This is a genomic window from Faecalimonas umbilicata, from assembly GCF_004346095.1.
GTDB lineage: Bacteria > Bacillota > Clostridia > Lachnospirales > Lachnospiraceae > Faecalimonas > Faecalimonas umbilicata.
This window is the reverse complement of record NZ_SLZV01000001.1, coordinates 20,604-40,861: the sequence shown is the minus strand read 5'-3', so window position 1 is coordinate 40,861 and position 20,258 is coordinate 20,604. Positions and strand designations below refer to the sequence as shown.

The window sequence follows — 20,258 nt, the reverse complement described above, 5'->3', positions numbered from 1 at the left end:
AATATGAAATTAAGAGGAAAGAAGATAGCGGCACTATTCCTTGCGTGTGCGTTATGCAGCGGAAGTGTCATGCCAGTGTCAGCAACATCTATTTCTGAGACACAAAAAAAGGGAGAGCAGTTGGAAGAGCAGAAGAAAGCTGCGGAAGCCGAGAAAAGCTCACTTGACAATGAACTGAACACAGTAATCCAGGAACTTCAGAAAGCGCAGGATGATATGTCTGCGAAGGAAGAGCAGATTGAGTCTGCTGAGAATGAGCTTGTAGAGGCGAAAGTAACTGAGAACAATCAATATGAGAGCATGAAGAAACGTATCAAATACATGTACGAGAATGGAAATGTGGAATTTATCGAGATCATTCTCAGTGCAGAAAATATCTCAGATTTTCTCAACAAAACGGAATATGTGACTAAGATCTCGGAATATGATAGAGATATGCTTGTAGAATTTCAGAAGACGGTTGAGCAAGTGCAGAAGAAGGAAGAAGAACTCCGTGCAGAGTACGAGGAACTGTCGGCACTTCAGACGACACTTTCTGAGAAGCGTGCAAGTGTAGAAACACTACTTTCTAATAAGAACATTCAGATTGCAAATCTGGAATCTGAGATTGGAGAGAACGCAAAAGTATTACAGCAACTGATCGCGGAAGCACAGGAGGCCGAACGGCGTCAGAAGGAAGCTGAGGCGGCGCAGTTAGCAGCACAGCAGCAGGCGATGAACAACAATGCCGGACAGAACAATCAGATACAGGCACCTTCGGGTGGAAGCAGTACTGGTGGAAGTACATCTGGAGGAGTGATTCCGCCGTCATCAGGCAATGTGGTATCCGGCAGCGGGTATTTTACACACCCATGTCCGGGGATGACATATCAGTCAAGTTACTTTGGAGAAATCCGAGAGTTTGAGGTCGGAGGACACAAAGGGCATGATTATGCAGCGCCGGAAGGAACACCTACATATGCAGCAGCGGCAGGCACTGTCCTGATTGCGAATTATAGTACATCAGCAGGAAACTGGGTTGTCATTCAGCATGACAATGGACTTGTTTCAAAATACATGCATCATTCTGCACTGACAGTATCTGCTGGACAGAGAGTAGAGAAAGGTCAGCAGATTGGATATGTGGGAAGTACCGGACAGTCGACAGGACCACACCTTCACTTTCAGGTAGAATTAAACGGTGTAGCAGTGAATCCTTCAAATTATATGTAAGACAGGTAATCATATGGAGAATAAACATAGTTTTTTAAAAGGGGCGCTCTGTGGCGCCCTTGCTATGTTCATAGGGGGAGGCGCCATTTTTGGCGGAGTTTCCCTTGGAAAGAATGTAGCAGAGAAAATCAGAAAGAATGAAAATAACAGTATTCAGTCATCGGAGAGTGTGCTGAACGCGGAATCAAAAGAAAAGCTGAAAGAGATTGAGAAGATCATTGACGAGCATTATCTTCGGGATACAGATACAGAAGATCTGGAAGACGGTATGTATGCAGGAATTCTGGCAGGTTTAAATGATCCGTATTCGACTTACTATACGGAAGAGGAAACAAAGGAACTTTTTGAGACGACATCGGGAGAATATATTGGAATCGGAGCGGCGATGTCTCAGAATCTCGACACAGGAATCATTACGGTAAGCAGAGTCTACAAAGACTCTCCGGCAGAGAAAGCGGGAATGCGTTCGGAAGATATTCTCTATAAGGTGGAAGGCGAAGAAGTGACCGGTGAGGAGCTGGATGAAGTTGTTGCAGACATCAAAGGAGAAGAGGGGACAGAAGTCCATATCACTGTTTTACGCGGGGAGGAAAGGGAAGAGATTGAATTGACGGCTGTGCGGGGAAAAGTCGAAGCTCAGACAGTCGAGTTTGAGATGAAAGAAGACCAGATTGGCTACATCAGTGTTTCTGAATTTGACAGTGTGACGCTGGGACAGTTTGAACAGGCGCTTACAACATTGGAAGAGCAGGACATGCAGGGGCTTGTCATTGATTTGAGAAGTAATCCGGGTGGAAATCTTGATACAGTCTGCAATATGCTGGAGCTGATCCTTCCAGAAGGAACGATTGTTTCCACAAAGGAGCGGAGCGGAAAAGAAGAAGAAATCCGAGGAAGTGGAAAGAATGACTTTGATACTCCGCTTGCAGTTCTGGTAAATGGATATAGCGCAAGTGCTTCTGAGATTTTTGCCGGAGCCGTTCAGGATTACAAGATCGGTACGATCGTAGGAACGACAACATATGGGAAAGGCGTTGTCCAGCAACTATTTCCACTCGATGACGGAACTTGTGTCAAGGTGACAATCTCTGAGTATTTTACTCCGAAGGGAAGAAATATCGACGGGAAAGGAATCGAGCCGGATGTTTCGGTAGAGTATGTCAGAGATGAGGCAGATCCGGAGGCTGACAATCAACTGCAGACTGCGATGGATGTGCTTCGGGAACAATAGAATACAATGTACCAGTGTACTGAAAAATCAGTGCAGCATGGAAAGAATTTATCCAAAGTGATGAAAGAAAAGGAATGTCAGAAGGGAACACAAATTTGACATTCCTTTTTTTGTGCTGCTATGATAAAATAAAAATAGTATGATGACAGACGGGGACCTGTCTGTCGGAAGGTACAGTACACTGGGAAGAAAGGATAGAGCAGTATGAGAGTATTAATCAAGAATGGGCATGTTTTGGATCCGGCTACGGGAGTGGATGGGATCTGTGATGTGCTGACAGAGGATCAGAGGATCATCGGTGTCAAAGAACATATTGAAGAGCAGGCGGATCGGGTGATCGATGCGAAAGGCTGTTATGTAATGCCGGGATTCATTGACCTTCATGTACATTTAAGAGATCCGGGATTGGAATATAAAGAAACATTAGAGACAGGCGGAAAGGCAGCAGCACACGGAGGTGTGACAACGGTCTGTGCGATGCCGAACACAAAACCGGTCATCGACACAAAAGAGCGTGTGGAAGATGTACATACGCGTGCGAAGGAAGATTCGCCGGTGCATGTGATCCAGCTTGGTGCAGTCACAGTCGGTCAGGCAGGAGAAGAACTGGCTGATATCGAAGGAATGGCGGAGGCAGGATGCCATGCGATCAGTGAGGATGGGAAATCTGTGATGAACGCATCTCTTTACAGAGAAGGAATGAGAAGAGCGGCAGCAAGCGGAATCGCTGTCTTTGCACACTGCGAGGATATTCATATGGTAGAAGGTGGTGTCATGAATGCCGATCAAAAGGCAGAGGCACTCGGACTGAAAGGAATTACAAATGCGGTGGAAGATGTAATCGTTGCAAGAGATATCCTGCTTGCAAAAGAGACAGGAGTACAGCTTCATCTGTGCCATTGTTCGACTGCGGACAGTGTGCGTATGGTCGCTGAGGCAAAGAAAGATGGACTACCAGTGACGGCAGAAGTATGCCCGCATCACTTTATTATGACGACAGACGATATTACAGAGGATGATGGAAACTTTAAGATGAACCCGCCGCTTCGCAGCAAGGCAGATGTAGAAGCGCTTCGCGAAGGACTGAAAAATGACATCATGGATGTGATCGCTACCGATCATGCGCCGCATGCAGAGCAGGAAAAGGACAAATCCATGAAGGATGCTGCATTTGGAATTGTGGGGTTGGAGACATCGGCAGCACTGACTTACACAGAACTGGTGGAGACCGGAGTGCTTACTCCAATGCAGATGGCAGAGAAGATGAGCTATAATCCGGCAAAGATCCTCGGGCTTTCCGAGGAAAAGGGTTCGATTTCTGAAGGGAAGATCGCGGACATTGTCGTCTTTGATCCATCGAAAGAATATGAGATTGACAAACATACCTTTTTCTCAAAAGGAAAGAATACACCATTCCATGGAAGAAAAGTAAAAGGCGAAGTGCGCTGCACAATCGTGGACGGCGTGCCGGTCTATGAAGGATAAGAGAAAGATTTGCAAGACAGAAGAAAGATAAAAAGACATATCAGTGGAGGAGAGAAACATGATCAACAAGTTAGTAGCAAATATTAAGAAGACAAACGCACCAATCGTAGTAGGATTAGACCCGATGCTCAACTATATTCCGGAGCATGTACAGAAGAAAGCATTCGCAGAGTTCGGGGAGACTTTAGAGGGAGCAGCAGAGGCAATCTGGCAGTTCAATAAAGAGATCGTTGACAAGACTTATGACCTGATCCCGGCAGTGAAGCCGCAGATCGCTATGTACGAACAGTTTGGAATTCCGGGACTGGAAGCATTTAAAAAGACTGTCGATTACTGTAAGGAAAAAGGACTTGTGGTGATCGGAGATATCAAGAGAGGAGATATTGGCTCTACATCCGCTGCTTATGCAGTAGGACATCTCGGACATGTGCAGGTAGGAAGCAAATCTTATGCACCGTTTGATGAGGACTTCGTGACAGTCAACCCATACCTTGGATCGGATGGGGTCAATCCATTTATCGACATCTGTAAAGAAGAAAACAAGGGTCTGTTCATCCTTGTGAAGACATCCAACCCATCAAGCGGAGAGTTCCAGGATCAGCTGATCGACGGCAGACCGCTGTATGAATTAGTTGGAGAGAAAGTTGCTGCATGGGGCGAGGCACATATGGGTGACGAATACAGCTACATCGGAGCCGTTGTAGGAGCAACTTACCCGGAGATGGGAAAAGTTCTCAGAAAAGTGATGCCGAAATCTTACATTCTCGTACCGGGATACGGAGCACAGGGCGGACAGGGAAAAGACCTCGTACATTTCTTTAATGAAGATGGACTGGGAGCAATCGTAAACTCTTCCCGTGGAATTATCGCAGCTTACAAGCAGGAAGCTTATGCAAAATTCGGTGCCGAGAATTTCGGAGATGCATCAAGAGCAGCTGTGGAAGCAATGGTGGCAGACATCAGCAATGCACTGAACAACCGCTAATAGAATGATAAAAAAGATGAAGTGATAGAGGAAGAACATTATGGCAGAGAGAGAAAAAGAGCAGGCACTTGTTGTTTCCCAGGAATGTCTTGCGGATGGGATTTTCAGCATGTGGATCCAGACAAAGGCAGCAAAGACAGCAAAAGCAGGACAATTTATTTCCATGTATACAAATGATGGGAGCAAACTGCTCCCACGTCCGATCAGTATCTGTGAGATTGACAGAGAGGGAGGAAAGCTTCGTGTCGTATATCGCGTGACGGGAGAAAAGACAGGGACAGAACAGTTTTCCAAAATGAAAGCGGGGGATACAATCCCGGTGATCGGACCGCTTGGAAACGGATTCCCACTGATTGAGAAGAAAGCATTTCTGATCGGTGGAGGAATCGGAGTACCTCCGATTCTGGAACTTGCAAAATCACTGAACTGTGAGAAACAGATTATCGTAGGATACCGTGATGCACAGACTTTCTTAAAGGAAGAACTGGAAGCAAATGGAACACTTTATATTTCCACAGAAGACGGAAGTGTCGGAACAAAGGGAAATGTTATGGATGCAATCCGCGAACATAGTCTGGAAGCTGATATTATCTATGCGTGCGGTCCGACACCAATGCTCCGTGCACTGAAAAGCTATGCAGAGGAAAACGGAATCGAATGTTACCTTTCCCTTGAGGAGCGTATGGCATGTGGAATCGGCGCTTGTCTTGCATGTGTGTGCAAGTCAAAAGAGAAAGACCACCACAGCAATGTGAATAATAAGCGGATTTGCAAGGACGGACCGGTATTCTTATCGACGGAGGTGGAAGTATAATGGATATGCGTGTAAATATAGCAGGAGTAGAATGGAAAAATCCTGTGACAGTTGCCTCCGGGACTTTTGGTTCTGGTGCAGAGTTCTGTGATTTTGTAGATCTTAGCAAGCTCGGAGCAGTCACGACCAAAGGAGTGGCAAATATTCCATGGGAAGGAAATCCGACTCCGCGTGTGGCAGAAACTTACGGAGGAATGATGAATGCAGTCGGTCTGCAGAATCCGGGGATTGACCTATTTTGTGAGCGCGATATCCCGTTCCTTCGTCAGCATGACACAAAGATCATTGTCAATGTCTGTGGACGCTCGAAAGAAGATTATTGTGAAGTTGTAGAACGTCTTGCAAGTGAAGATGTAGATATGCTGGAGATCAACATTTCCTGCCCGAACGTCAAGGAAGGTGGGATTGCATTCGGACAGAATCCAAAGGCGGCAGAGGAGATCACAAGCGCAGTGAAAAAATATGCGAAGCAGCCGGTCATCATGAAGCTAAGCCCGAATGTAACAGATATCACAGAGATGGCAAAAGCTGTGGAGGCAGGAGGAGCCGATGCAGTATCTCTGATCAATACACTGACTGGAATGAAGATCGATGTACATCGAAGAGCATTTGCGCTGGCAAATAAAACCGGCGGTGTTTCTGGTCCGGCAATTAAGCCGATTGCAGTCCGCATGGTCTACCAGGTGGCAAATGCAGTCAATATCCCGATCATTGGAATGGGCGGAATTGCTACAGCGGAGGATGCGATTGAATTTATCCTCGCAGGAGCAAGTGCAGTATCTGTTGGAACTGCAAACTTCATCAATCCAGGTGTCACAGCCGAGATCGTGGATGGAATCGAAGCGTATATGAAGAAATATCAGTTCGAGACTGTGAAAGACATGGTTGGAATTGTAAAATAGAGAAGAGAAAACAGTAAATCAAGGCAGCTGCTGCCTGAAGATATGGAGGTAGAGAGATGGAACAGTATAAGAAAGAGTTTATTGAATTTATGGTGGAGAGCAATGTGCTCAAGTTTGGAGAATTTACATTAAAAAGCGGAAGAAAATCTCCGTTTTTCATGAATGCGGGAGGATATGTGACTGGTTCTCAGTTAAAGAGACTCGGAGAGTATTATGCAAAGGCAATCCACGATAAATACGGAGATGATTTTGACGTTTTATTTGGACCGGCATATAAGGGAATTCCGCTCGGAGTAGTGACAGCGATCGCATATAGTGAATTGTATGGAAAGGAAGTCCGTTACTGCTCTGACAGAAAAGAAGAGAAAGATCATGGAGCAGACAAGGGAAGCTTTCTTGGAAGCAAACTTCAGGATGGCGATCGCGTGATCATGATCGAGGATGTGACGACATCAGGAAAATCTATGGAGGAGACTGTGCCGAAAGTAAAAGGGGCAGCAGATGTAGAGATTGTAGGTCTGATGGTATCTCTTGACCGTATGGAAGTTGGAAAAGGCGGAGTGAAATGTGCTCTGGAAGAAGTAAAAGATCTCTATGGATTTGAGACAAATGCGATCGTGACAATGGCGGAAGTAGTAGAGCATTTGCATAATAAGGAATGCAATGGAAAAGTAGTGATCGATGATGAGATCAAGTCTGCAATTGATGCATACTATGAACAGTACGGAGCAAAATAGACAGGAGAGACTTATGAACGAAAAGATTTATAAGACGATGACGACAGTCGGCGCAGGAAATATAGTTCTCGGTGTGATCATGATCGTGACCGGGATCGCAGCAGGAGTGATCACAATCGTAGGGGGTGCACGCTTACTAAAGAATAAATCTGGTCTGACTTTTTAGTCCGGAAAGAGAGGAATCATTCTGAAAGGGTGCAATGGTGAAGTATAAAGAAAGAAAACGTCTGCGTATCCTCGGGAAAGTGTTGTTTGTATGTTATGTGTTGTTCATTATATACTTTCTGCTTTTCTCAGAGTGGTATGGGCGTACTGGGGAAATGAGCGAGTATCGGTACAATCTCGTTCTGTTTAAAGAGATTCGGCGTTTTCTGACATATCGTGAGACACTGGGGACTTTTGCAGTGCTCACGAATGTTGTCGGAAACGTAGTGATTTTTGTGCCATTCGGTTTCTTTATGCCGATGGCAAGCAAATACCGCAACTTTTTTATGACGGTATGTTACAGTTTCGGACTCAGTCTTTGTGTGGAAGTATTTCAACTACTTACAAGAGTAGGATCTTTCGATGTGGACGACCTTCTGTTAAATACAATCGGAGGGCTCGCAGGCTACATACTGTTTGTCATATGCAATGCAATAAGGAGAAGATACCATGCAAAGAAGTGAGAGAAGACGAAAAAAAAGACAGCGAGAATTAGAAAGACAGCAGAGACGGCGGGAAAAAGAAGTACAGCGCTATCAGAAAAAAAGAAACCGCTATGGAGAAGAAAAAGTGATCCGCCATGCGAAGCATGGAGTTCGTTCTACCCTTATTGCTATAGCGGCCATCGTACTTCTTTCTCTTCTTGTTACAGTGTCGTACGTTCAGGAAGGAAAAGCAGCAACAATGATTGGTGCGTTGGGAATTTGCGCCTGGATACTTTCGGGAGTTGGGATTTTCTTTGGAATGATCGGACTGCGGGAGCGAGAGCGGAAGTATCTTACATGCCGGATCGGAATTGTATGCAATGCCGCTTTGTTTGTCGGTTTGGCAATAATATTTTTCAGGGGGATATAAGTTTATGTGGAACGAACAGTGGAAAGAAGAAAATGAAATATTTCACGAAAGACACGATCTGACGATCGAACGTATCCGAATGATCGGCACAGAGCAGACTGCCGCAGAGCAGTTTCGTCCATATTTTAGACATGTGGCAGAATTTCTTCTTTTTGTAGAAGAAGTAAGAGCAATGGTGGAAGATGGATCGTGGGAAAAACTTTCATTTGAAGAGATGAAAGAAATCAATCACAAGCTGTATGCAGACATTTCAGAAGAAAATTACGGAACATCGTATGCAAATCCAGCTTGGGCAGTAGAAAAACTCGGAGAAGACTTTGGAACTTTTTTAAGTTTTCTGTATACTGAGATGCGCGCTCAGATCGGGTATGCCTATGAAGGAAAATTAAAATACAATACAATCTGTAATGAGCTGTTTATTGAAATCTATAATTGTTTTGAAGATGCACAGTGTCCGGAATTCAGAGAACTTAAGGAAATCGTGTACTGGTATGCAAGTGATTATTGTGATGTTTTTCTGGCAGATCGGATCGAAGAGCAGATCTCACCGGATTGCGGTGTGTTTGTGCCGATGCTTGCAAAGACGGATGTCAGTGATGAGCGGTTTATTTTCCGTACCGGAGAATGGATCACAGATTATGAGATCCAGACGATGCGTCACCTGAACAGTCTTCCGGAAGAGACGATCCAGAAGATGGCAGATACCTATACAGAAGGATTCCGAAGAGGATTTATACTTGGCGGCAAAGATCTTTCAAAGAAAAAGACGGTCAATGTGCTGTATTCCGCAGGGTTTGAGCGGATGATCCAGTATGCGATACGCAATTTTGAAAAAATGGGATTACGTCCGCTGATCTTTCGTGCAGCAAACAGTGTTGTGACCAAGAAAAACCATCAGAAATCCGGTTATTACGGAGCGGTCAACAAACAGTTTGAATATGATCACAGAGCAGACCAGGCATTGTTCCTCGACAAAAAATATACAGAGCGGAAGCTGGATGTGATCAAAAATACATATGAGAAACAGAAAGAGCTGGCGGCATGTTATGCAGGTCCGGCATGGATCGATCCATTTGGAGAACCACCGTTTTCACCGGAGAGAAAGTCGGAGGTATTCTCCTATACGGATAAGCAGGAAGAACTGCTGCAGGCATTTGCAAGTAAGTCCAGCCAGATGATCAATCAGTATATCAAGGGAGAAGAGAGAAGCTTCACGATCATCTCGTATCCGAAGCCGGAGATTGGAGAAGACTACGAGGCAATCTTTAACGATACGATCGAGATCAATGCAGTGGACAGCGAAGTGTATGGACAGATCCAGCAGACGATGATCGATGCCTTGGATCAAGGCGAATACGTGCATATCATTGGAAGAGGAAAGAATCAGACGGATATCAAAGTCAGACTGCATGCGTTAAATGATCCGGAGAAGGAGACGATCTTTGAAAACTGTGGTTCGGATGTCAATATTCCGGCAGGGGAAGTGTTCACCTCTCCGACACTGGAAGGAACAAACGGAACATTGTTTGTCAGTGAAGTATATCTGCATGGAATGCAGTATAAAGATCTGAAGATCGAATTTCAGGATGGAATGATCACAGATTATACTTGTGCAAACTTTGAGAAAGAAGAGGAGAATAAAACCTATGTCCGGGAAAATATTCTGCACAATCATGAGACACTTCCACTTGGAGAGTTTGCGATTGGAACGAATACGACGGCATATGTGATGGTCAACAAGTATCAGATCGCGGATAAGATGACCATTTTGATCGCAGAGAAGATGGGACCACATTTTGCGGTCGGAGACACTTGTTACAGCTGGAACGAGGAGAACCGGGTGTACAATCCGAACGGAAAAGAGATCATTGCAAAGGATAATACTATTTCGATTCTGCGAAAAGAAGATGTGAATAAAGCATATTTTCAGTGTCATACAGACATTACGATTCCATATGAAGAACTGGCAGAGATCAGTGTCATCCGAAAAGATGGCAGCAAGATCGAACTTTTGAAAGATATGAGATTCGTACTGCCGGGGACGGAAAGTCTCAATGAACCACTGGATCGAATGGATGCAGAAAATGCGTAAGATTTTTGGAAGAACGAGTTTAGAAATAAAACCTTATAAGTATTTATAATCACTGATACCGGGCGGGACTGTTGACATCCTTGCCCGGTATTAGTAAAATTGACTTATAAATGAACAAGTATTTATACTGATAACTTATAAAGGTGCGGGAAAAAGATGGATGATGGATCATTTCATACTTTGTACTTCCAAGTGCCGGTATTTTGTAAATGAGAAAAGGAGAGAATTATGCCAAAAGTAGGAATTGTTATGGGCAGCGACTCAGACATGAAAGTCATGAGCAAGGCAGCAGATATGCTGGAAAAACTGGGTGTAGAATATGAAATGACAATTATTTCTGCACACCGTGAACCGGACGTATTTTTTGAATATGCAAAGTCCGCAGAGGAGAAAGACTTTAAAGTCATCATTGCAGGGGCAGGTATGGCAGCACATCTTCCGGGAATGTGTGCAGCGATCTTCCCAATGCCGGTCATTGGAATTCCGATGTCAGGAAAGAACCTGGAGGGTGTAGATGCACTTTATTCTATCGTACAGATGCCGCCGGGAATTCCGGTAGCGACAGTGGCAATTGACGGGGGAGTCAATGCAGCGATTCTTGCGGCAAGAATTCTTGCAACATCTGATCCAGAGCTGCTTGGAAGATTGAAAGCATACTCTCAGGAGATGAAAGAGACTGTACAGGCAAAGGCAGAAAAACTTGATCAGTTAGGACATAAAGAATATCTGAAACAAATGTAGGAAAAAGCAGGGAAAGCCTTGAAATGGAGGAGAAAAGATGGATTACAAAAATGCAGGCGTCGATATTGAAGCAGGGTACAAATCAGTAGAATTGATGAAAGAACATATCAAACAGACAATGAGACCGGAAGTTCTGACAAATATCGGGGGATTTTCGGGAGCATTTTCTATGGAGAAGTTCAAAGAAATGGAAAAACCGACATTAGTATCTGGAACAGATGGTGTCGGAACAAAGTTAAAACTTGCATTTATTCTCGATAAGCATGACACAGTGGGGATTGACTGTGTTGCAATGTGTGTCAATGACATCGCATGTGCGGGTGGAGAGCCGTTGTTTTTCTTAGATTATATTGCATGCGGAAAAAATGTGCCGGAGAAGATCGCTACGATCGTCAGTGGTGTTGCAGAAGGTTGTAAACAGTCCGATGCAGCGCTGATCGGTGGAGAGACTGCGGAGATGCCAGGATTTTATCCAGAAGATGAATACGATCTTGCAGGATTTGCAGTCGGAGTCGTAGATGAGAAGGACCTGATCACTGGAAAGGAATTAAAAGATGGGGATGTTCTGATCGGAATTGCGTCTTCGGGAGTACATAGCAATGGATTTTCTCTTGTAAGAAAAGTATTTAAGATGGACAAAGATACTTTAGATACATATCATGAAGAGCTTGGAACTACGCTTGGAGAAGCACTGATCGCACCGACAAAGATCTATGTGAAAGCACTTCGCGGTATTAAGGAAAGCGGAGTGAAGATCAAAGGATGCAGTCATATCACAGGTGGTGGATTCTATGAGAATATTCCTCGTATGCTCTGTGATGGTGTGCGTGCAGTTGTGGAAAAAGACAGCTATCCGGTTCCGCCAATCTTCCGTATGCTGGCAAGAGAAGGTGAGATTGCAGAAGAGATGATGTACAATACTTACAATATGGGACTTGGAATGATCGTGGCAGTCGATAAAGATGATGTGGAGAAGACTGTTGCAGCAATCAAGGCTGCCGGAGAAGACGCATATGTGGTAGGACATATCGAAGCAGGAGAAAAAGGAGTTACTTTATGCTAAAAATAGTTGTATTAGTTTCCGGCGGGGGGACAAACCTGCAGGCAATCATGGATGCAGTTGAAGCTAAGACAATTACAAATACAGAGATCATCGGTGTCATCAGCAACAATAAGAATGCCTATGCTTTGGAACGTGCGAAGAAGCATGGGATTCCTGCAATGTGCATTTCACCGAAAGATTATGAATCAAGGGAAGCATTTAACGATGCTTTCCTTGATGAGCTTCAACAGTTAAATCCGGATCTGATCGTGCTTGCGGGATTTCTTGTGGTGATTCCGGAAAAGGTGATCAGACAGTACGAACATCGCATGATCAATATTCATCCATCTTTGATCCCGGCATTTTGCGGAAAGGGATATTATGGGCTGAAAGTACATGAGGCGGCACTGAAACGAGGGGTGAAGGTTGTCGGCGCAACAGTACACTTTGTAGATGAAGGAACGGATACCGGTCCGATTATTTTGCAGAAAGCAGTGGAAGTGAAAAATAATGACACTCCAGAGACACTTCAGCGGCGTGTGATGGAAGAGGCGGAGTGGAAGATTTTGCCGAAGGCGATTGATTTGATTGCAAACGGGAAGATTGAACTGATCGATGGGAAGGCGGTAGTCTGCGGCGAGTAGTGTACCGAAAAGAGTTATTGGTGAGTGGAGATAGAGAACAGATCGGCATAACAGGTCTGCATTCAGAGAAGAATGAGCAGAGAAACGGTAGAAAATCGTAGGAGGCATAATTTATGAAAGTACTAATTGTAGGAAGCGGCGGGAGAGAGCATGCAATCGCATGGAGTGTGTCAAGAAGCAGCAAAGCAGAGAAGATTTACTGTGCACCAGGTAATGCAGGGATCGCAGAATATGCGGAATGTGTAGACATCGGTGCGATGGAATTTGAAAAGCTGGCAGCATTTGCAAAGGAGAATGCAGTTGATCTGACGATCGTTGGAATGGATGACCCACTTGTCGGAGGAATTGTTGATGTCTTTGAGGCAGAAGGATTGCGTGTATTTGGTCCAAATAAGGCGGCTGCGATTCTGGAAGGATCGAAGGCATTTTCGAAAGATCTGATGAAGAAATATCAGATTCCGACAGCGGCATATGAGAATTTTGATTGTGCAGAAGAGGCGCTTGCTTATCTGGAAACAGCAAAATTTCCAATCGTTCTGAAGGCAGACGGACTGGCGCTCGGAAAAGGTGTGCTGATCTGCAATACGCTGGAGGAGGCGCAGGAAGGTGTGAAATCACTGATGCTTGATCATCAGTTTGGAGCGGCCGGAAATACGATCGTAATCGAAGAGTTTATGACTGGACGGGAAGTATCGGTGCTTTCCTTTGTAGATGGAAATACAATCAAGACTATGACATCAGCGCAGGATCACAAGCGTGCAAAAGACGGAGATCAGGGGCTGAATACAGGAGGAATGGGAACGTTTTCTCCAAGTCCGTTCTATACAAAAGAGGTGGATGCTTTCTGCAAGGCGCATATTTATCAGGCAACAGTCGATGCGATGAAAGCAGAGGGAAGACCATTTAAGGGAATTATTTTCTTTGGATTGATGTTGACAGAGGAAGGACCGAAGGTGCTGGAGTACAATGCAAGATTTGGCGATCCGGAGGCACAGGTGGTACTGCCGAGAATGAAAAATGATATTCTTGAAGTGATGGAAGCTTGTATTGATGGGAAATTAGATCAGATCGAGCTGGAATTTGAAGAGAATGCGGCAGTCTGTGTTGTACTTGCATCAGACGGCTATCCGGAAAAATACGACAAAGGGCTTCCGATCAGTGGACTGGAAGAATTCCAGAAACATGAAGGGTACTACTGCTTCCATGCAGGAACAAAATTTGACGGAGATACAATCGTGACAAACGGTGGGCGTGTACTTGGCGTGACTGCGAAAGGAAAAGATTTAAAAGAGGCAAGAGCAAATGCATATGCTGCGACAGAGTGGGTTACATTTGCGAACAAATATAAGAGAAACGATATCGGAAAAGCGATTGATGAGGCATAAAAAGCAGACGGCAAAAAGAAGCATGTGATAGAGAGAAGGGGAAGATGACAGCAGGAAGTGGCTGTGGTCTTTCTCTTTTTGTTTTTCAGAAAGAACATGCGGCTGAAAAAAGAGTGAGGATTTTTTGTATACTTTGGAGAAAAGTTGCGCTATAATACGGCTATCGACAAAACGAAGAACAGGAAAGAAGGAGTGAATAGATATGAAGATCAGGAAACTAAGAGAGAACGATTACGATACTGTAAGCCAGTTTATGGCGGAACTCCATAAATTACATGCAGAGAGCAGACCGGATATGTATCGGCAGATGGAGGAAATTGGAACAGTCTATACAAAGGAAGAATTTTACAGTATGCTTCAAAAGGATGAAATGATCACGCTTGGTGCGGACACAGAGGAAGGCGAGCTGATGGGAATCTGTATTGCTACCATACGGGAGACAAAGCATCCGATCATGGTGCCGAAAAAGACGGTGTACATTGAAGATATTTATGTATCACAGCAATATAGAAAGCAAGGAGTCGGAATCAGTTTATATCAGGCAGTAGAGAGACTGGCACAAGACATTGGGGCAGAACGCATCGATCTTTGTGTCTGGAGCTTTAATGAGGCGGCGCTTCGCTTTTATGAGAAAGCAGGGATGAAGCCGCAGCGCTGGTTGATGGAGAAAATCCTCTTAAAATAGAAGGTATGAGAATTGGAGGCAGGATGTGAAAGAAAAAGAAGAAATTATAGAAATCAATAACGGAGAGTCGCACAGAGTACTGGAACTGGCGATGGAGGCAGGGAGAATCCTCTTAAGAAACGGGGCGGAGATCTTTCGGGTAGAGGAGACTGTGTGGCATATCTGTGAGCATTATGGAGTGCAGGGATTGGATACATTTGTACTGAGCAATGGGATTTTTATCACAGCAGATGATGGTGAGAAGACAATCTATGCAAAAACAAAGCATGTGCCATTGTCAGGTGCACATTTAGGAATTGTAGCGGAGGTCAATGCGCTCTCAAGAGAGATTGTAGAAGGAAAAGTCAGTGTCGATGAGGCGTTTCAACGGCTGAAAAAGATCGAACAGATGCCCCGCACGAGCAAACCGTTGCAGACGTTTGCATCGGGGATGGGAGCAGGAAGTTTCTGCTATATTATGGGGGCAACTTTGACAGAAAGTGGAATTGCATTCTGCATCGGAGTATTGCTGCATGTATTTCTGATGGGAGTCAAAAAATATAACAGTTCAAAAGTGATCGTCAATATTCTGGGAGGTGCATTTATCACGGTGCTGACACTATGCGCGATCAACTTCCTGCCGTTTCCGCTTCGGATGGATAAGCTGATCAGCGGTGCGATCATGCCGCTTGTACCAGGAATTGCTTTTACAAATGCAATCCGCGATATTGCAGACAGTGACATTTTATCAGGGACTGTCCGCATGGTAGATGCCGTTCTTGTATTTGTCTATATTGCAGTCGGGGCAGGAACCGTACTGTCTATTTACAATAGTCTGATGGGAGGAATGTTTTTATGACATTTGTATTAAATTTACTTCTGGCATCCACAGGATCACTTGCATTTGCGATTCTCTACAATGTTCCTCGCAAATTTTATTTGTGTGCAGCATTTACTGGAATGGCGGGATGGTTTTGCTATTATCTCACAGTACCGTTTACGGATACAGCGGTTGCCTCGTTCTTCGGTGCAGTCGGAGTTGTACTTGTCTCCCGCATTTTTGCAGTCTGGAAGAAATGTCCGATCACAGTGTTTTTGATCTCGGGGATTTTCCCGCTTGTGCCGGGAGCAGGTGTTTACTATACCATGTACTATCTTGTGTCAAATGAGTTGACACTGGCGGCGATCAAAGGACTGGAGTCGTTAAAAATCGCATTTGGAATTGTACTTGGAATTGTATTTATTGTTACCATTCCGAAAAAATGGTTCTTTATTCAAAACTGGCGAAAAAAGGATGTAGAGAAGGAATACATTGCACCATCGCGAAAATAGGCTTGTGCGAAGAGAAAAATAGGATAAAAAGAGAAAATTTTTATAGAAGCAGATAGAAAGAAAAGATGGGAGGAAAAAAGAATGGGATATATTAAGAAATTGGAAGGGAAACATCTTTATCTTGCGGTACCAAAGGTGGAAGATGCAGCAACTTATGTGAAGTGGCTCAGCGATTTTGAGACGACAGACGGACTTGGGAATTCTGCGATGATCATGACGGTTGAGGCGGAAGAGGCATGGATCCAAAGTATGCAAGGGAAGACACAGTTTGCGATCATTAGAAAAGAAGATGATACACTGATCGGCAACTGTGGGATCCAGGAGATCAATCAGATCCGTCAGTGTGCGGAAGTCGGACTTTTTATCGGAGAGGAAGAAAATCGGGGAAAAGGATATGGGCAGGAGGTGTTAAGGCTCCTTCTCGATTTTGCTTTTGAGACATTAAACCTTCACAATGTGATGCTGCGGGTATTTGCCTTTAATGAGAGAGCAATCCACACTTATCAGAAAGTCGGCTTCCGTGAGTTTGGAAGAAGAAGAGAAAGCTATTATGCAAAAGGACGTTTCTGGGATGAAATCCACATGGATATTTTAAAAGAAGAGTATCTCGCAGACAGATAAAAATACAAGTGGATGGATGAAAAAAGAAAAATAGGAAATAGAAGAAAAAGAGGTAAAAATCATGATTCAAGATATTGCACCACACCGGTATCGAAATGAGTACAACCCAAAACCGCCGGAGAAAGACAGTATTATGCTCTGTTATGACGGACATCAGGTATTGTTGGAGAAAAAGGGAGAGGAAATCCGTTTTCCGACTTTTGCGGAACTGGAAAAGGAAAATGATGGGATCTATGAGAATTATACATATTTGTTTGAGATAGATGGGAAGTGTTTCTATTTGGGAGAACATATCCGTTATGCACAGCTGTCTACATTTCAGATGGAACATACTGAAGCTTTCCGGCAGGCGAAGCCACTTTATCTTGCCTTTGCGGGGATTACAGGTTTCCAGCTATATAACTGGTATCGGAGCAGAAAATTTTGCGGAGTATGCGGCAGACCGATGGTACATGACAAAAAAGAACGTATGATGCGCTGTGAGTATTGTGGACAGATGGAATTTCCGAAAATCTGCCCGGCAGTCATTATTGGTGTGACAGACGGTAATCGGCTGCTCATGTCAAAATATGCAGGCAGAGACTACAAGAAATATGCATTGATTGCCGGTTTTGCAGAAATCGGTGAGACGATCGAGGAGACGGTGCAGCGGGAAGTGATGGAGGAAGTTGGCTTGAAAGTAAAAAATCTGCGTTATTATAAAAGCCAGCCGTGGTCTTTTTCGGATACACTGTTGTTTGGATTTTTTGCGGAGTTAGATGGAAGTGCCGAGATTACGCTTGACGAAGAGGAGCTTGCCTTGGCAGAGTGGTTTGAGCGTGAAGAAATCCCAGTGACAGAAAAGCATATCAGTCTGACAAATGAGATGATTCTTGCGTTCAAAGAAGGAAAGGTATAGAAGATTCTCTCGGCAGAAGTGATTATAATGTGAATATAAAGCGAGCACAACAGAGAGGAGGGTCAGGAAAACAGAATAAGTGGTAGAAAAATTGTCCATACTTTCTATGACGTGTAGAAGTAACAAAAATGAGGTGGAGTGTATGGATACAATCTGGACGAAGACAAGCAAGCTTCCTGCGTTCTCGCCACTTGCTCAGAGTGTTCGAGCAGAAGTTGCAGTGATCGGCGGAGGAATGGCAGGAATTTTGACGGCTTTTTTTCTGAAACGAGCAGGAAAAGATGTGATCGTTCTTGAGGGGAATCGAGTGGGAAGTGGACAGACTGCAGGGACCACAGCAAAGATTACGATTTCTCACAATTTGATTTATGAAAAACTGTTCAGAGAGGCGGGAGAGGAAAAAGCAAGAAAATATGTCAGTGCAAATAAGCGTGCACTGAAGATGTATGGTCGGTTGATACAGGAAGAGCAGATAGACTGCGACTTTCGAGAATGTAGTTCCTACCTCTATTCACTGACCGATGCAGAGCAGATAAAGAGAGAAGTGGAGGCGGCAGTACGTCTTGGGATCGAGGCGGAGTTTACTACAAAGACAGAGCTTCCATTTTCAGTTATGGGAAGTATCTGTTATCAGAAACAGGCAGCATTTCATCCATTGCTTTTTTTAAAAGCACTTGCAGAACAGCTTGTAATTTATGAGCACACAAAAGTAACTGGTGTGGAGGAGGGGAAAATTTACACGGATCATGGAAACGTGTTGGCAGATGCAGTTGTATTTGCGTCTCATTATCCGATTATGAATACACCAGGATATTATTTTGCAAGGATGCATCAAGAACGCAGTTATGTACTTGCATTGAAACAGGCACAACCCTTTGAACATTTGTATTTGGGAGTAGATCCCGGGGAAGACTTCTCCTTTCGGAATTTCAGAGAGTTCACATTGTTTGGAGGAGAAGGACATCGGACCGGAGAAAATGAGACCGGAGGGCAATACAAGAAGCTAGAGAGGCGGGCAAAAGAATATTGGAGAGATTGTGAGACGATAGATAGATGGTCAGCGCAGGACTGCATGACACTCGATGCCATTCCTTACATCGGACTTTATACAGGAAAAAATAAAAAGTGGTATGTAGAAACCGGATTTGGGAAATGGGGAATGACTTCCTCGATGGCAGCGGCTCTGATGATTACAGAACAGATCTGCCAGAAAGAAAGTGGAAATGCAGCAGTGTTTTCTCCGCAGAGAGTTCCGATCAGAGCATTGAAAGCAGCAGCGGTAGAAGGAGCAAAGAGCGCCAAAGGACTGGCGGCTCCCGGAGGCATCCGCTGTCCCCACCTCGGCTGTAAGTTGACGTGGAATCCAGAAGAAGAGACATGGGACTGTCCTTGCCATGGATCGCGGTTTGATAAAGAAGGAAATCTGATTGATAATCCTGCAGTAAGAAATGCAGCAGTGGAGGGGAAATGAGCAGAAAAAATTATTTTTATGGGGAACGAAAAAAGAAGTGCTATTTTGAAGGATGGTATTTTAAGCATGAAAGTGGATCCCAGACTATTTGCTTTATTCCATCGTTCCATATCAATCCAAGAGGAGAAAAAAGTGCGATGCTGCAGGTGATCGCAAATGATCATGTTTGGAAGATTCATTATGCACCGGAACAGTTTTATGCGGCAAAGGGACGTCTGTACTGCCGGATCGGAAGAAATATCTTTTCGGAAACTGGGATTTCTATTGATATACGGACGAGAGAATTGAAAATGAAAGGGAAGCTTGTCTATGGGAAATTCTCCCAACTGTCTGGGGATATTATGGGTCCGTTTCGCTGGATCCCATTTATGCAGTGCCGACATGAGATCATCAGTATGAGACACAATGTGGCAGGAACATTGAAGATCAATCGAGAGCAGCTTCATTTTGACAAAGGAATCGGGTATATTGAGAAAGACCGCGGCACGTCTTTTCCAGATCAATATGTCTGGACCCAGTGCAGCAGAGGGGCAGGAGGAAGATTGCACTTGATGGCGGCAGCAGCAACAATTCCGGTGGGACCATTTTCCTTTGAAGGAACGATTGCAGAAATCTGGTACGGAAGAAGACACTATCGTCTTGCGACTTATTGTGGAGCTCGAGTCAAGGAAAGAACAGAGAAGCGGATAGTGATTGAACAGAAACATATAAAATTTGAGGCACAACTACAGCAGAACCATCCGCAGAAACTTCTGGCACCGCAGTTGGGGGCGATGGGAAGAGGAATCTACGAACATGCTGCATGTACGGTCAGATATCGGCTTTTTGTGAATGGCGATCTTCTCTTTGATGAAATATGTACGCCGGCAGGATTTGAGGCTGATATCAGAGAATAGGCAAAGGGAACAGATGCAATACAAAAGATGGACAATGAAGATACAGA

The 20,258-nt window shown here is 44.4% G+C and carries 22 protein-coding genes; all 22 read left to right on the top strand.

Annotated elements, in window-relative coordinates; translation table 11 throughout:
• Nucleotides 1-3 precede the first annotated feature (3 nt).
• The 22 genes from EDD74_RS00210 to EDD74_RS00110 all read left to right on the top strand — a co-directional run bounded on the left by EDD74_RS00210 (nucleotide 4) and on the right by EDD74_RS00110 (nucleotide 20,211).
• Nucleotides 4-1,212: a murein hydrolase activator EnvC family protein gene (locus EDD74_RS00210; RefSeq protein WP_039861741.1), complete on the top strand. Its 1,209-nt coding sequence runs from the start codon at nucleotides 4-6 to the stop codon at nucleotides 1,210-1,212.
• A gap of 13 nt (nucleotides 1,213-1,225) precedes the next feature.
• Complete coding sequence (locus EDD74_RS00205) at nucleotides 1,226-2,443, top strand: S41 family peptidase (protein WP_116441194.1); 1,218 nt, start codon at nucleotides 1,226-1,228, stop codon at nucleotides 2,441-2,443.
• A gap of 204 nt (nucleotides 2,444-2,647) precedes the next feature.
• Nucleotides 2,648-3,928 (top strand): dihydroorotase, encoded by a 1,281-nt coding sequence (locus EDD74_RS00200; RefSeq protein ID WP_008977367.1) that lies wholly within the window; start codon nucleotides 2,648-2,650, stop codon nucleotides 3,926-3,928.
• Nucleotides 3,929-3,986: 58 nt separating this feature from the next.
• Nucleotides 3,987-4,913, top strand: coding sequence for an orotidine-5'-phosphate decarboxylase (pyrF, locus tag EDD74_RS00195; protein ID WP_016441426.1), 927 nt, complete (start codon nucleotides 3,987-3,989; stop codon nucleotides 4,911-4,913).
• 40 nt (nucleotides 4,914-4,953) lie between these two features.
• A complete protein-coding gene (locus tag EDD74_RS00190) occupies nucleotides 4,954-5,727 on the top strand; it encodes a dihydroorotate dehydrogenase electron transfer subunit (RefSeq protein ID WP_116441195.1) in 774 nt (257 codons plus the stop codon).
• Nucleotides 5,727-6,629, top strand: a complete 903-nt coding sequence (locus tag EDD74_RS00185) for a dihydroorotate dehydrogenase (RefSeq protein ID WP_008977364.1) — start codon at nucleotides 5,727-5,729, stop codon at nucleotides 6,627-6,629. Before EDD74_RS00190 ends, EDD74_RS00185 begins: the two co-directional genes overlap by 1 nt.
• A 56-nt stretch (nucleotides 6,630-6,685) precedes the next feature.
• The gene (gene pyrE, locus EDD74_RS00180) at nucleotides 6,686-7,366 is read left to right on the top strand and encodes an orotate phosphoribosyltransferase (RefSeq protein ID WP_008977363.1); all 681 of its coding nucleotides are present in this window, start codon (nucleotides 6,686-6,688) and stop codon (nucleotides 7,364-7,366) included.
• 13 nt (nucleotides 7,367-7,379) lie between these two features.
• The gene (locus EDD74_RS14965; protein WP_008977362.1) at nucleotides 7,380-7,532 is read left to right on the top strand and encodes a hypothetical protein; all 153 of its coding nucleotides are present in this window, start codon (nucleotides 7,380-7,382) and stop codon (nucleotides 7,530-7,532) included.
• A 34-nt stretch (nucleotides 7,533-7,566) separates the two neighbouring features.
• Nucleotides 7,567-8,034, top strand: a complete 468-nt coding sequence (locus EDD74_RS00175; RefSeq protein ID WP_008977361.1) for a VanZ family protein — start codon at nucleotides 7,567-7,569, stop codon at nucleotides 8,032-8,034.
• Nucleotides 8,021-8,425, top strand: a complete 405-nt coding sequence (locus EDD74_RS00170; protein ID WP_008977360.1) for a DUF6142 family protein — start codon at nucleotides 8,021-8,023, stop codon at nucleotides 8,423-8,425. The genes EDD74_RS00175 and EDD74_RS00170 overlap by 14 nt, the downstream gene beginning before the upstream one ends.
• A 4-nt stretch (nucleotides 8,426-8,429) precedes the next feature.
• Nucleotides 8,430-10,517 carry an aminopeptidase gene (locus EDD74_RS00165; protein ID WP_116441196.1) on the top strand — a complete coding sequence of 696 codons (2,088 nt, stop codon included), beginning with the start codon at nucleotides 8,430-8,432 and terminating at the stop codon, nucleotides 10,515-10,517.
• Between the two features lie 228 nt (nucleotides 10,518-10,745).
• Nucleotides 10,746-11,258, top strand: a complete 513-nt coding sequence (purE, locus tag EDD74_RS00160) for a 5-(carboxyamino)imidazole ribonucleotide mutase (protein ID WP_008977358.1) — start codon at nucleotides 10,746-10,748, stop codon at nucleotides 11,256-11,258.
• A 37-nt stretch (nucleotides 11,259-11,295) separates the two neighbouring features.
• Nucleotides 11,296-12,321 carry a phosphoribosylformylglycinamidine cyclo-ligase gene (purM, locus tag EDD74_RS00155; RefSeq protein ID WP_008977357.1) on the top strand — a complete coding sequence of 342 codons (1,026 nt, stop codon included), beginning with the start codon at nucleotides 11,296-11,298 and terminating at the stop codon, nucleotides 12,319-12,321.
• The gene (gene purN, locus EDD74_RS00150; RefSeq protein WP_008977356.1) at nucleotides 12,315-12,944 is read left to right on the top strand and encodes a phosphoribosylglycinamide formyltransferase; all 630 of its coding nucleotides are present in this window, start codon (nucleotides 12,315-12,317) and stop codon (nucleotides 12,942-12,944) included. The genes purM and purN overlap by 7 nt, the downstream gene beginning before the upstream one ends.
• A 113-nt stretch (nucleotides 12,945-13,057) precedes the next feature.
• On the top strand, nucleotides 13,058-14,329 hold the full coding sequence (gene purD, locus EDD74_RS00145) for a phosphoribosylamine--glycine ligase (RefSeq protein WP_016441423.1): 1,272 nt from the start codon (nucleotides 13,058-13,060) through the stop codon (nucleotides 14,327-14,329).
• Between the two features lie 202 nt (nucleotides 14,330-14,531).
• Nucleotides 14,532-15,014 carry a GNAT family N-acetyltransferase gene (locus tag EDD74_RS00140; RefSeq protein ID WP_116441197.1) on the top strand — a complete coding sequence of 161 codons (483 nt, stop codon included), beginning with the start codon at nucleotides 14,532-14,534 and terminating at the stop codon, nucleotides 15,012-15,014.
• A gap of 25 nt (nucleotides 15,015-15,039) precedes the next feature.
• The gene (locus EDD74_RS00135; RefSeq protein WP_116441198.1) at nucleotides 15,040-15,852 is read left to right on the top strand and encodes a threonine/serine exporter family protein; all 813 of its coding nucleotides are present in this window, start codon (nucleotides 15,040-15,042) and stop codon (nucleotides 15,850-15,852) included.
• Nucleotides 15,849-16,325: a threonine/serine exporter family protein gene (locus tag EDD74_RS00130; protein WP_008977352.1), complete on the top strand. Its 477-nt coding sequence runs from the start codon at nucleotides 15,849-15,851 to the stop codon at nucleotides 16,323-16,325. The genes EDD74_RS00135 and EDD74_RS00130 overlap by 4 nt, the downstream gene beginning before the upstream one ends.
• 81 nt (nucleotides 16,326-16,406) lie before the next feature.
• Nucleotides 16,407-16,946, top strand: coding sequence for a GNAT family N-acetyltransferase (locus tag EDD74_RS00125; RefSeq protein ID WP_008977351.1), 540 nt, complete (start codon nucleotides 16,407-16,409; stop codon nucleotides 16,944-16,946).
• Nucleotides 16,947-17,007: 61 nt separating this feature from the next.
• A complete protein-coding gene (gene nudC / locus EDD74_RS00120; RefSeq protein ID WP_008977350.1) occupies nucleotides 17,008-17,844 on the top strand; it encodes an NAD(+) diphosphatase in 837 nt (278 codons plus the stop codon).
• Nucleotides 17,845-17,986: 142 nt separating this feature from the next.
• Entirely contained in the window at nucleotides 17,987-19,315 is a 1,329-nt protein-coding gene (locus EDD74_RS00115) for an FAD-dependent oxidoreductase (protein WP_116441199.1), read from the top strand.
• On the top strand, nucleotides 19,312-20,211 hold the full coding sequence (locus tag EDD74_RS00110) for a tocopherol cyclase family protein (protein WP_116441200.1): 900 nt from the start codon (nucleotides 19,312-19,314) through the stop codon (nucleotides 20,209-20,211). Before EDD74_RS00115 ends, EDD74_RS00110 begins: the two co-directional genes overlap by 4 nt.
• Nucleotides 20,212-20,258: the final 47 nt, after the last annotated feature.